General features: G+C 57.5%; 10 protein-coding genes. All 10 read left to right on the forward strand.

What is annotated here, in order from left to right:
* Nucleotides 1–5: 5 nt before the first annotated feature.
* The 10 genes from BLV81_RS05375 (at nucleotide 6) to selB (ending at nucleotide 13,027) form a co-directional block, all read left to right on the forward strand.
* A complete protein-coding gene (locus tag BLV81_RS05375; protein WP_092353179.1) occupies nucleotides 6–1,151 on the forward strand; it encodes a glycosyltransferase in 1,146 nt (381 codons plus the stop codon).
* Entirely contained in the window at nucleotides 1,141–1,941 is an 801-nt protein-coding gene (locus BLV81_RS05380) for a class I SAM-dependent methyltransferase (protein ID WP_092353181.1), read from the forward strand. The genes BLV81_RS05375 and BLV81_RS05380 overlap by 11 nt, the downstream gene beginning before the upstream one ends.
* On the forward strand, nucleotides 1,935–2,885 hold the full coding sequence (locus BLV81_RS05385; RefSeq protein WP_092353183.1) for a lysylphosphatidylglycerol synthase domain-containing protein: 951 nt from the start codon (nucleotides 1,935–1,937) through the stop codon (nucleotides 2,883–2,885). The genes BLV81_RS05380 and BLV81_RS05385 overlap by 7 nt, the downstream gene beginning before the upstream one ends.
* Nucleotides 2,886–2,933: 48 nt before the next feature.
* Nucleotides 2,934–3,707 carry a class I SAM-dependent methyltransferase gene (locus BLV81_RS05390; RefSeq protein ID WP_092353185.1) on the forward strand — a complete coding sequence of 258 codons (774 nt, stop codon included), beginning with the start codon at nucleotides 2,934–2,936 and terminating at the stop codon, nucleotides 3,705–3,707.
* A gap of 289 nt (nucleotides 3,708–3,996) precedes the next feature.
* Nucleotides 3,997–7,065 carry a formate dehydrogenase-N subunit alpha gene (gene fdnG / locus BLV81_RS05400; protein ID WP_143036285.1) on the forward strand — a complete coding sequence of 1,023 codons (3,069 nt, stop codon included), beginning with the start codon at nucleotides 3,997–3,999 and terminating at the stop codon, nucleotides 7,063–7,065.
* An 8-nt stretch (nucleotides 7,066–7,073) separates the two neighbouring features.
* Nucleotides 7,074–8,057 carry a formate dehydrogenase subunit beta gene (gene fdxH, locus BLV81_RS05405; RefSeq protein ID WP_092353191.1) on the forward strand — a complete coding sequence of 328 codons (984 nt, stop codon included), beginning with the start codon at nucleotides 7,074–7,076 and terminating at the stop codon, nucleotides 8,055–8,057.
* Complete coding sequence (locus BLV81_RS05410) at nucleotides 8,054–8,695, forward strand: formate dehydrogenase subunit gamma (protein WP_092353193.1); 642 nt, start codon at nucleotides 8,054–8,056, stop codon at nucleotides 8,693–8,695. The genes fdxH and BLV81_RS05410 overlap by 4 nt, the downstream gene beginning before the upstream one ends.
* 10 nt (nucleotides 8,696–8,705) lie before the next feature.
* Complete coding sequence (gene fdhE, locus BLV81_RS05415; protein WP_092353195.1) at nucleotides 8,706–9,641, forward strand: formate dehydrogenase accessory protein FdhE; 936 nt, start codon at nucleotides 8,706–8,708, stop codon at nucleotides 9,639–9,641.
* Nucleotides 9,642–11,090: an L-seryl-tRNA(Sec) selenium transferase gene (gene selA, locus BLV81_RS05420; RefSeq protein ID WP_092353197.1), complete on the forward strand. Its 1,449-nt coding sequence runs from the start codon at nucleotides 9,642–9,644 to the stop codon at nucleotides 11,088–11,090.
* A complete protein-coding gene (gene selB / locus BLV81_RS05425; protein WP_092353199.1) occupies nucleotides 11,087–13,027 on the forward strand; it encodes a selenocysteine-specific translation elongation factor in 1,941 nt (646 codons plus the stop codon). Before selA ends, selB begins: the two co-directional genes overlap by 4 nt.
* Nucleotides 13,028–13,036 lie beyond the last annotated feature (9 nt).

Consider the following 13,036-nt stretch of genomic DNA (forward strand, 5'->3'; position numbering starts at 1 on the left):
ATTCGATGAAAATCGTCTTATGGGGTACTTATGACACGGGCAAACCACGGGTGAGGCTGTTGCGCGAGGGTATCCGGAAAAGCAGCGTCCAATTGATCGAGTGTCACACAGATATCTGGAGCGGTATTGAAGACAAAAGCCAGATCAGCAGTGTTTTCAGCAAGCTGTCTTTGGTGCTCCGTCTCTTTTCCTGCTATCCATTACTGATTTGGCGATATCTGCGATTGCCGGCCCATGATCTGGTTCTGGTCAGCTACCCAGGCTTGTTCGATGTATTGGTCATCCGCTGCTTCGCCTGGTTAAGACGCACGCCGGTAGCATGGGATGTCTTTATCTCGGCCTACGATACGGTGGTCGACGATCGGCGTTTGTTCAGTATCCACCACCCGGCGGCTCGTGTGTTGTGGGGGCTGGAGTGGCTCGCGGTCAGAGCGGCCAACGGCATCTTCATGGATACCGAAGCACACGCCAGACGGTTGGAAGGACTCTTTCGTTTACGTGACGGCGAATGCGGCGCGGTGTGGGTAGGCGCGGAAACAGAAAAATTCCCGGTCGCCCCCGCAACTGCTCCGCAACCTGAAAGGCCTTTGCAGGTGCTGTTCTACGGCCAGTTTATTCCATTGCATGGGATTGAATATATTGTAGAAGCTGCCGGCTTGCTACGTGATGAAAAGATCGATTGGATATTGATCGGACAGGGACAAGAAACACAACGCGTCCGAGAGATGCTTGCTAACGCGCCTGTGGCACGCCTGCGTTGGCTTGAATGGATTGATTACCCCGATTTGATAACCTGGATTCAACAAGCGGATATCTGTCTTGGCATTTTTGGCACCTCGAAAAAAGCTGCCAATGTTATCCCGAATAAGGTCTACCAGATTATTGCAGCGCAAAAGCCGTTAATTACCCGAGACTCCCCAGCCATTCGGGAGCTCCTGCGGCACAATCCTCCGTGTGTCGCTTTAATCCCTGCCGGTAATGCGCATGCATTGGCGAATGCGGTGAAATCGCATGCGGATATGCTGGCGGATCACCGCACCACTCGTTGCCACGCTGACTTGGCAAACAAGATTGATGCTGCAGCGATCGGGGTTCAGTTTCGCAAGTGGCTGCTAACAAAAGAAAATTTCAAAATCAATAATGAAAATTGACCCGATACTTGGACCAGCCGTACCAGAACTGGGTTGGGTTCCTGCGCCACGTTACCTGATGCGACGTGCGCGAATCCGCCAATTGATGAGCAAGATGCAGCCCGGACGACTACTGGAAATCGGCCCAGGCGCTGCAGCGTTGCTGGTTGAATTATCCCGGAATGGATTCCGCTGCGAAGCGCTGGAACTCTCCGTTGAAGCTCGCACGTTATCGCAATCGGTAGTTGATAGATTTGGCCGAGACATTCCGCTTCATGCACTGCCTGGGGCGCAATGGCAAAATTGTTTTGACGTGTTATGCGCTTTTGACGTGTTGGAACATATCGAGGACGACCAGCAGGCATTGGCGCAATGGGTATCTTGGATCAAGCCGGGCGGGCAATTATTGTTGTCTGTACCAGCTCACATGAAGCTATGGCGCGCGGGCGACCAATGGGCCGGACATTTTCGACGCTATGAGCGCGAATCGCTAATAACATTGTTGCAGGATGCCGGACTGGAAGTGGAAATATTCGAATGCTATGGTTTCCCACTGACGAACCTGACCGAATGGATCAGCGCCCCCATCTATGCTCGCCGCATATACAACAATTCCCACAACGATGAAACAAACCGCAAGCAGAATAATGACCGAAGTGGCACCGACCGCGTGCCACACATGAGGCTCTACCCCCTACTGCGTTCTGTGCCGGGTAAATGGGCGTTACGTCTGTTTGCCATGATACAAGGCATCTTTATCAATAAAGATCTCGGCAGCGGCTATGTCGTCAGAGCCAGACGCCAATGCTGAAGAAAATCTATCGTTTTCTGGGCCTTCTGATTGGCCTGGTGGCTGTGATTGCTTTCATGGGATATACGGTCAAAACGTTAACCATCGCGGACATATCGCATTACATCACCGCTCCGGCGATAGGTGGCATCATCGTGGCAGCACTACTTTACGCCACCATCATCCCGGTGAGCGCCTGGGCCTGGAAAAACATGCTTGCCGATATCGGCTGCCCTCATTCATGGTACGAGTTGTCAATGATCATGGGCGTCACCCAGATGGCTAAATATCTACCGGGGAATGTCGGACAACATATTGGTCGTGCTGCGATGTCAATGACGCGCGGTATCGCCATTCAGCCATTCTTGTTAACCGTATTTTCAGAAACTTTGCTTGCCTTGTTGGCCGCTTTAGTGACTGGGACGACTGGTGCTTTTTTTTCACAAGCCGGTCTCGCCAGTTTTGCGTCTGCGCACCAGACCATTTTCATTCCAATGCTGGTCGGGCTGTTAATCATCGCGTTGTTGCTCTATCGTCCCATGGTTCCGCGCCTGCTCAAACGATTTGCCCCCGCCTACGGCAAGTCATCGCTGGCAGGCTTGCTGCCTCATTCGTTGACGCTGCTGCGAGCTTTGGCGGCCTACTGCTTGAACTACGTCATGATTGGCGTCGGGATTTTTTTGATGGCGACGGCATTGCTGCCAGAAGTAAAGCATGATTTCATGCTGCTGCTCGCCAGCTTTTCTCTGGCCTGGGTTGCTGGTTTTTTTACGCCAGGCGCCCCTGCCGGCTTAGGCGTTCGTGAAGTGATCATGCTTGGCATGCTCAGCGCGAGTTACCCAGGATCAAACGCCCTTCTTATCATTGTCTGTTTCAGGCTGGCGACCATACTGGGTGATAGCCTGTGCTTCCTAACTGCCTATGTCATGCTGATTTTTTCCCGGCGTGCGGCATGTTCTTCTTAATCCCTACTTACATCCCACGCCATGAGTCTCGAACCTACCGGTGAAAGAATGATCATCGAGCATTACCACTCTTCGCTCGAAGATTACGTCATTTATGTTATGCATATCGCCACTTACAATTTTGCTGAACAGTTCACAAGGAACCAGCGCGTTCTCGATTATGGCTGTGGCAGCGGTTATGGTGCTGCGCGAATCGCAAAAAATGCCGCTCATGTGCATGCCGTTGATGTAGCGGATGATGCCATTGCATACGCCCGCGAACACTACGCAGCGGATAACCTTGATTTCCACTGCTGCGCGCCGGACAGTCGCCTGCCGTTTCCGGACCAGTCGTTTGACACCGTACTGTCGTTTCAGGTTTTTGAGCACATTGAAGAAACTGCGCATTACCTGTCAGAAATTCGCCGCGTCCTCGTACCTGGCGGACATCTGCTACTGGTAACCCCGGATCGCAGCACCCGTTTGCTGCCCTTCCAATCCCCCTGGAATCGCTGGCACATTCGCGAATACAGCACGAACTCTCTCAGAAGAACATTGAATAGAGTTTTTCCAGACGTCCGGATACAGCACATGAGCGGGCGCCAAGATGTGATCGCAATAGAACTTAAGCGCTGCGCGAAAGTGAAATGGCTGACACTCCCCTTCACACTGCCTTTTGTACCAAGGTTCCTGAGGGTGAAACTATTAAATGTTCTTCACACATTGAAAAGTAAACGCGAATCGTCTGGCTCGTCACGGCAATTCAATTTTGACGAGTCGCATATAACAATTGCGCCAAATGCACAGCCATCTCTGAATCTGGTGGCGGTAGTTCGAAAATAGAGTTTCTCAGACGCTTCTTCTGGAATGTTTTCACTAAATTGCAGAAACCTTGCCGTTCCATGAGCATCGTGTCGCGTCGCCATAATGCATTAATCATACGACCGACTTGCTCATCTTAAAATTGACAATTAATCAACATTTAAGGTAACCTGCCAGCAGGAATCAGGATGATTGACCATGGTAGCGAGGCAAATATATTTCCTTCTATTGACAAACAATAATCCATCCTATAATAAAACAGCATGCTCCGAACGCTATTTGGCACCAGTGCACAAAGAGAGGTCCCCCCATGGTTCACATGTCTCGGCGCCAGTTTCTTAAAACGACTGGCGCTACCCTGGCAGGTTCAAGCCTGGCGTTGATGGGATTTTCGCCGGCGCCCGCGCTGGCGGAGGTCCGCAGCTATAAACTGACGCGCACCGTCGAAACCCGCAACACCTGCCCCTACTGCTCCGTCAGTTGCGGAGTCCTGATGTACAGCCTCGGCGATGGCGCCAAGAATGCCCAAGCCAGCATCATTCACATCGAAGGTGATCCGGATCACCCGGTCAATCGCGGCACGCTCTGCCCCAAAGGCGCGGCTTTGCTCGATTTCGTGCACAGCCCGAGCCGTCTCCGGTTCCCCGAATATCGAGCGCCAGGCGCCAAGGAATGGAAACGCATGTCTTGGGACGATGCGCTAAGCCGCATTGCAACCTTGATGAAGCAGGACCGGGATGCCAATTTTGTCGAAAAGACCCCGGAGGGCTTGACCGTCAACCGCTGGCTGACCACGGGCATGCTGGCCGCATCGGCCAGCAGCAATGAAGTCGGCTACCTGACGCATAAAACCATACGCAGTCTTGGCATTCTGGGGTTCGATAACCAGGCGCGTGTCTGACACGGTCCGACGGTGGCAGGTCTTGCCCCGACGTTTGGCCGTGGAGCGATGACGAATCATTGGGTCGACATCAAGAATGCGGACGTTATTCTCATCATGGGCGGCAATGCAGCCGAAGCGCATCCCTGCGGTTTCAAATGGGTGACGGAAGCCAAGGCGCATAACAAGGCTAAGCTGATCGTGGTTGATCCGCGCTTTACGCGCTCGGCCTCGGTGGCGGATTTCTACGCGCCTATCCGTACCGGCACGGATATCATCTTCCTCGGCGGCGTGATCCGCTACCTGCTGGAGAAGGATCAGATTCAGCACGAGTACGTCAAGAATTACACTGACTTCACTTTTATCGTGCGGGAAGATTTCACTTTCGACGACGGGATTTTCTCTGGCTACAACGCGGAAAAACGCAATTACAGCAAGACCACCTGGGATTACGAACTGGGCGACGACGGTTTTGTAAAGACCGATCCGACCCTGGCCCATCCGCGCTGCGTATTCAAGCTGATGAAACAGCACTACGATCGCTACACACCGGAGATGGTGGAGAGCGTGTGCGGCACGCCCAAGGAGAAATTCCTGAAAGTGTGCGAAATGCTGGCGTCCACCGCATCGCCGACACGCGCCGGCACCATCTTGTACGCGCTCGGCTGGACCCAGCATTCGATCGGTTCGCAAATCATCCGCACCGGCGCGATGGTGCAACTGCTGCTCGGCAATATCGGCATTGCCGGCGGCGGCATGAATGCCTTGCGCGGCCACTCGAACATCCAGGGGCTGACCGATCTGGGGCTGATGACCAATCTGCTGCCGGGTTACATGACCCTGCCCTCGGAATCCGAGCAAGACTACGGCAAATATATCGCCGCGCGCGCCAGCAAGCCGTTGCGCCCGAATCAGCTGAGTTACTGGCAGAACTACGGCAAGTTCCATGTCAGCCTGATGAAAGCATGGTGGGGCGACGCCGCCAAGGCGGACAACAACTGGGGTTATGACTATCTGCCCAAGCTGGACAAGCCGTACGACATGCTGCAGGTGTTTGAACTGATGAAACAAGGCAAGGTCAACGGCTATATCGCCCAGGGCTTCAACCCGCTGGCGGCGGCGCCGGACAAAGGGAAAATCGGCGCCAGCCTGGCTAATCTGAAGTTCCTGGTCATCATGGATCCGCTGGCCACCGAGACTTCCGAGTTCTGGCAGAACCATGGCGTGTTCAATGACGTCGATCCGAGCAAGATACAGACCGAGGTATTCCGCCTGCCCACCACCTGCTTTGCCGAAGAGGACGGCTCGCTGGTGAATTCCGGCCGCTGGCTGCAATGGCATTGGAAAGGCGCACCGCCTCCGGGCGAGGCGCGCAGCGATCTGGAAATCATGTCGGAGCTGTTCCTGAAGATTCGCACGATGTACGCCAAGGACGGCGGCAAATATCCTGATCCTATCCTCAACCTGTCATGGCCCTACGCCAATCCGGAAAACCCGACCGCGGAAGAACTGGCCAAGGAATACAACGGCCGCGCGCTCAGCGACCTGGCTGATCCCAAGGATGCGACCAAGATCGTCCGCAAGAAAAACGAGCAGGTGGCCGGCTTTGCCGAGCTGCGCGATGACGGCAGCACGGCCTGCGGCTGCTGGATTTTCGCCGGTTGCTGGACCGAAGCCGGCAACCAGATGGCGCGGCGCGACAACTCCGATCCGACCGGCATCGGGCAAACCCTGAACTGGGCATGGGCATGGCCGGCCAACCGGCGCATCCTGTATAACCGCGCATCCTGCGACCTCAATGGCAAACCGTTCGATCCGAAACGCAAGGTGATCGGCTGGAACGGCCAGAAATGGGGCGGCGTCGACGTGCCCGATTTCAAGGTGGACGAAGCGCCGGCGGGCGGCATGGGACCGTTCATCATGAACCCGGAAGGCGTGGCGCGTTTCTTTGCCAGGGCCGGCATGGCCGAGGGACCGTTCCCGGTGCATTACGAACCGTTCGAAACGCCGGTCGGCTACAACCCGCTGTTTCCAAAAAATCCGGCGGCGACCAGCAATCCGGGCGCGCGGGTATTCGCCGACGACCGCGCCATGTTCGGCAAGGCCGATGCCTTCCCGCATGTAGCCACCACTTACCGGCTCACCGAACATTTCCACTACTGGACCAAGCATGCGCGTCTCAACGCCATTCTCCAACCCGAGCAGTTTGTCGAGATTGGCGAAGAGCTGGCGAAGGAAGTCGGCGTGGTCGCCGGCGAGCGGGTCAAGGTCAGTTCCAAGCGCGGTCACATTGTTGCCGTGGCGGTGGTGACCAAACGCATCAAGAAAATGACGATTGAAGGCAAGCCGGTGCATCACGTAGGGATCCCGATACACTGGGGTTTCAAAGGTTTGACCAAACCGGGCTACCTGGCCAACACGCTGACGCCGGGTGTGGGCGACGGCAATTCGCAGACGCCGGAATTCAAGTCGTTCCTGGTCAAGGTCGAGAAGGCATAGGAGAAACCATGGCCCTGCAATCACTCGATGTCAAACGCGTCTCCGCCACCACTACGGCGCCGCCCGGCGTACGTGAACAGGTGACCGGCACTGTCGCCAAACTGATCGATGTCACTAAATGCATAGGCTGCAAAGCCTGCCAGACCGCATGCATGGAATGGAACGATCTGCGCGACGAGGTCGGCGTCAACGTCGGCGTGCTGGACAATCCGCCTGATTTGACGGAACACTCGTGGACCGTGATGCGTTTTTCGGAATACGAAAATCCGGACGGCAATCTCGAATGGCTGATCCGCAAGGATGGCTGCATGCACTGCGCAGATCCGGGCTGCCTCAAGGCTTGTCCGGCGCCCGGCGCGATCGTCCAGTACAACAACGGGATTGTCGATTTTCACGAAGAAAACTGCATCGGCTGCGGCTATTGCGTCACCGGCTGCCCGTTCGACGTGCCGCGCATTTCAAAGAAGGACAACAAAGCCTATAAATGCACGCTCTGTTCAGATCGGGTCGCCGTGGGCCAGGAACCGGCCTGCGTCAAGACCTGCCCTACCGGCGCGATCGTATTCGGCACCAAAGAGGACATGAAGGCGCACGCAGAAGAGCGCATAGTCGATCTCAAGGAGCGTGGCTTCGGACAGGCTGGCCTGTACGACCCGCCAGGCGTCGGCGGCACGCATGTCATGTACGTCTTGCATCATGCGGATAAGCCTTCGCTCTATCACGGCCTGCCAGACAACCCGCATATCAGCCCCTTGGTCGGTTTGTGGAAAGGCGCCGCCAAGCCGCTCGCGCTGGCAGGCATCGCGTTGACGGCGCTGGCGGGATTTTTCCACTATATCAAGGTCGGACCGAGCGAGGTCTCGGAGGATGACAAGGCGGCGGAGAAGGAGGAAGCCGATTCCGCCAAGCGTGCCGCGCTGCTTGCCACGCCAACTGTCGACACGAATGATCCCAACGATCCCAACATCAACTCGCAGGATCTGCCGCCATGAACAACGCCGAACGAGATGTAGAAAAAGACAGCATCGTACGTTACAACGCCAAGGAGCGCATCAACCACTGGCTCGTCGCCATCACGTTTGTAGTGCTGGCGCTGTCCGGACTGGCCTTGTTCCATCCAGCGATGTTCTGGCTCACCTTTGTATTGGGCGGCGGCACCTGGACGCGCATCTTGCATCCTTTCATCGGGCTGGTGATGTTTGTCTGTTTTGCGATACTGGCCCTTGGTTTCTGGCGCTACAATCTGATCGAAAAGAATGACATTGCCTGGCTAAAAGGGATACGCGAGGTGGTCGGCAATCGCGAACAAAACCTGCCGCCGGTGGGCCGCTACAATGGTGGCCAGAAGTTGCTGTTCTGGATCATGATCGCCTGTATGATAGGACTGCTGCTGTCCGGTATCGTCATCTGGCGCGCCTGGTTTTCCTGGCTGTTCCCGCTATTTGTGATCCGGGTTGCGGTTGTGCTGCATGCGCTGTGCGGCTTCTTGCTGATCGTGGGCATCGTCGTGCATATTTATGCGGCCATCTGGATCAAGGGAACGGTGGGCGCCATGACGCGCGGCACCGTCAGCCGCGCCTGGGCGCGCAAGCATCATCCGGCCTGGTACCGGAACATGACAGACGAATGAAGGAACCGACTTGCAACGTATCCTCGAACCGGGCGAAATCGAAGCACTTGACCAAAATGCCATTCCACGCATTCGCCTGCCGGAACGCGCCAGCGTATTCAGCAATCGCGCGCAACGCCTGCAACAACTCGCAGCGGGAAATGCCATCGGCGGCTACCTGAACCTGATGGCGGTACTGGCGGAGGCGCAGCAGCAGGCATTGAACAGATTAGCCGGCGAACCAGACGACCATGCCCGGGACCAGGCGCGCATCAACCTGGCACACACGCATCTGATGCCATTGATTCTGGCTACAGATCAGGTGCGTAGCCCGCACTGGCAAGCTGTCTTCAATCAATTACTCCAACACATCGCAGAAGCCGCCGACATCCCGGCTGCCGTAACGCAACTGGTAGCGCGGCTTCAGCAAACCGGCGCCAACGAGCGTGACAGCCAGGCCGAAGCGATCCTGCGCAACAATCATGAGATTGTCGATCCGGCCAGCGCCCCGTTTTACGCTGCCGCCCTGCAAGTGGTCTGCTGCGATCTTGTGACCCGCTTTAGCGTACGCGATGTGCCGCTGCTGGATACGCCTGGGCTGTGCCCATGCTGCGGCTCATTGCCGGTGGCCAGCGTTGTGCGCATGGATGGGCAATCGCAGGGGCATCGCTACCTGCAATGCAGCATGTGCGCGGCCGAGTGGCATATGGTGCGCATCAAATGCAGCTATTGCGATTCCACAAAAGGCATCGCCTACCAGGCCATCGCAGATGGTTCGCCGGCCATCAAGGCCGAGACCTGCGATGAATGCCACAGCTGGCTGAAAATCTTCTATCAGGAAAAAGATCCCTATCTCGAACCGCTGGCCGACGACCTGGCCAGCGTAGCCCTGGATCTGCTGATGGGCGAAACTGTTTATGCACGCCGCCATGGCAATCCCCTGCTCTGGCAATCCACGGAGAACTGAATGGCTGCTGCAATCACGCAAGCTGAGGCAGCCACAATCTCGATCGCCTCTGTCAGTGACATTCCCGCCGTCGACCGTATTCTGAATCTGACGGCAGCCCAGCCCTTGCTGGCGCAATACGGACGCACTCGGGTAACCGCCGCGGTGCGCAGGCATCTGGATCAGCTGAGGGCCGATGCCCTTGCCGGCAAACTGGCGCAGGCAGATGTGGACGAATCGCAGCTGGTCGAGATTCTCGCAAAGCAGCTGGCAGCTGCCAACCGGCTGCATCTGCGGGCATTGTTCAATCTTACCGGCACCGTGCTGCATACCAATCTGGGGCGCGCACTGCTGCCGGACGAAGCGGTGCAGGCGGTGACCAGTGCACTGACAGCTCCCGGCAATCTTGAATTCGATCTGGAAACCGGCGGCCGCGGCGATCGCGACAGCCTGGTTGAAGACGTATTGTGTGAGCTCACCGGCGCCGAAGCAGCCACCGTTGTCAACAACAACGCTGCCGCCGTGCTGCTGATGCTCAATGCACTGGCGCAAAGGAAAGAAGTGATCGTCTCGCGCGGCGAACTGGTCGAAATCGGCGGCGCATTCCGCATCCCCGACATCATGCAGCGCGCAGGCGCAAAACTGGTGGAAGTCGGCAGCACCAACCGTACCCATGCGGCGGATTACGCCAACGCCATCACGCCGCGTAGCGCGATGCTGATGAAGGTTCATTGCAGTAATTACGCCATCAGCGGCTTCACGCACAGTGTCGAAGTCTCGACGCTGGCAGAACTGGCGCGCCCGCACGGACTGCCTGTTACAGTTGATCTCGGCAGCGGCACGCTGGTCGACCTGACGCAGTGGGGCCTGCCGGGAGAGACCACGGTACGGGAAACCATACGGCAAGGCGCGGATCTGGTCACATTCAGCGGCGACAAGCTGTTGGGCGGGCCGCAGGCCGGGCTGATCGTCGGCCGCGCAGACCTGATAGCCCGCATCAAGAAAAATCCGCTGAAGCGTGCGCTGCGCGTCGGCAAGCTCACCTTGGCCGCACTGGAACCGGTGCTAAGACTGTATCTTGCCCCGGAATTTCTGGCAGAACGCCTGACAACCTTACGCCTGCTTACCCGTAACCAGCTTGCGATACGAGTTCAGGCTGAACGCCTGTTAAGCGTATTGCAGACTGCGCTGGGAACCCGCTATACCGTCACCGCAGAAGCGATGTTCAGCCAGATTGGCAGCGGCGCATTGCCAGTCGACCAGCTGCCGAGTTACGGCCTGGTGGTGCGTGCCGGGAATGGCGCCAAACGCCATGGCCGCGCGCTCGACCAACTGGAAAAAGCCCTGCGCCAGTTGCCGCGTCCTGTCATCGGACGGATCGCCAGCGATGCGTTGTGGCTGGATTGCCGCTGCCTGGAAGAACGTGACGAAGCCGTTTTCAACGCACAGTTGCTGGATCTGTCCCTATGATCGTCGGCACCGCCGGGCATATCGATCACGGCAAGACCACGCTCATCAAGGCGCTGACAGGCGTCAGTACCGATCGCCTCAAGGAGGAGCAGGTCCGAGGCATTTCGATTGAGCTTGGTTATGCCTACACCCCGCTGCCGAATGGCGAAGTATTGGGATTTATCGACGTGCCGGGTCATGAGCATCTGGTGCATACGATGGTGGCGGGCGCCTCCGGCATCGACTTCGCATTGCTGGTGATTGCCGCCGACGATGGCGTCATGCCGCAAACACGCGAGCATCTGGAAATCCTGCAATGGCTGGGAGTCAATAGCGGCGCAGTGGCCCTGACCAAAATCGACCGCGTCGATCAAGCGCGCATTGCCGAAGTCGCCAGCGAAATTCAACAGCTGTTGGCAAGCACCATGCTGGCAGACGTAGCGCTCTTTCCCGTCGCCGCACATGACTTGCAAGATGTTGGAACCGCCGCCCTGCTACGCCATTTGCACGAGGTCGCGCAGCATATGCAGCCGCGTCGCGATGACGGACTATTCAGGCTGGCGATTGACCGGGTGTTTACCCTTGCAGGACACGGCACCGTGGCGACCGGAACCGTTTTCTCCGGCCAGGTCCACGTCGGCGATCATGTTGCGCTGATGCCAGCCGGCGACATGGCGCGCGTACGCAGCCTGCATGTGCAAAACCGCGCGGCCCCCAGCGGCCGCGCCGGACAGCGTTGCGCACTCAACCTGAGCGGCATCGACAAGGATGCCATCAGGCGCGGCGACTGGCTGGCCGATCCACGCGCAATGACGCCGTCGACACGGATTGATGTGGAGCTCCAGCTGTCGGCCCATGCCGGCGTATTGCTGCGCAACCGCTCACCCCTGCATGTACACCTGGGCACCTTGCATCAAGTTGCCCAGGTCACGCTACTGGAAGGAAATACGCTGTCTCCCGGCAGCCGCAGCAGAGTGCAGCTGCAATTTGAAACGCCTGTCTGCGCGATTCCGGGCGACCGCTTTATCATCCGCAATGCGCAGGCAAACATGACCATCGGCGGCGGTCATGTACTGGACCCGCTTGCTCCTGCACGTAAGCGCCGCACACCGGAACGCCACGCCTGGCTCGATGCGATCGAACACATGCTGAACGGCGCCGGCATCGGCGCGTTGCTGCAAGCCGCTGCGCCTGGCGGCTTGCGCTTCTCCATGCTGATGCAGCTTAGCGGCATGCCAGCCGCCGCATTGCAGTTGCCGGAAGACGCGCAATCCATCGCGACCGGTGCGCAAGAGCAGGATAATTTTGTCATGCTGTCTGCCCAATGGCAGTCGTTAAGAACGCTGGCGCTAACTGCACTCACGGAGTTTCATGCACGCTTTCCTGACGAACAGGGTGTGGACGCCGCACGTCTGCGGCGGATGACGCTGCCGGCGCTGGATAGCGCGCTGTGGTTGGCAGTCGTCGACTCCCTCATCGGCGATGCGACGATTCAGCGCAGCGGACCATGGCTGCATCTGCCGCAGCATACGGTAACGCTGTCAGAAGAGGAACAGGCGCTGGCGCAACAGCTGCTGTCAACGCTGGCCGCAGCGGGATATGACCCGCCCTGGGTGCGCGAACTGGCGCAAGCGCACAAGATTGCAGAGGAAGCGGTGCGGCAGCTATTGCGTAAATTACTGCGGCAAGGGCTGGTATATCAAATAGAGCGCGACCTGTTTTATCACCATGACCGTGTGCGCGAACTAGCCGCGCTGCTGGCGCGTCTGGCCGCAGAACAAAGGCCAGAGCATGATTCTACAGCTGCGGCAGGAGTGAATGCCGCACGCTGGCGCGATGCCACGGGACTGGGCCGTAAGCGCGCCATCCAGATCCTGGAATTTTTTGATCGTATAGGCTATACCCGCCGCCTGCGCGATGCGCACGTATTGCGCGGCGGCGACCTGAGCTGGTTCTGATGGCGCGGG

Source organism: Collimonas sp. OK242, from assembly GCF_900107095.1.
Taxonomy (GTDB): Bacteria; Pseudomonadota; Gammaproteobacteria; order Burkholderiales; family Burkholderiaceae_D; genus Collimonas.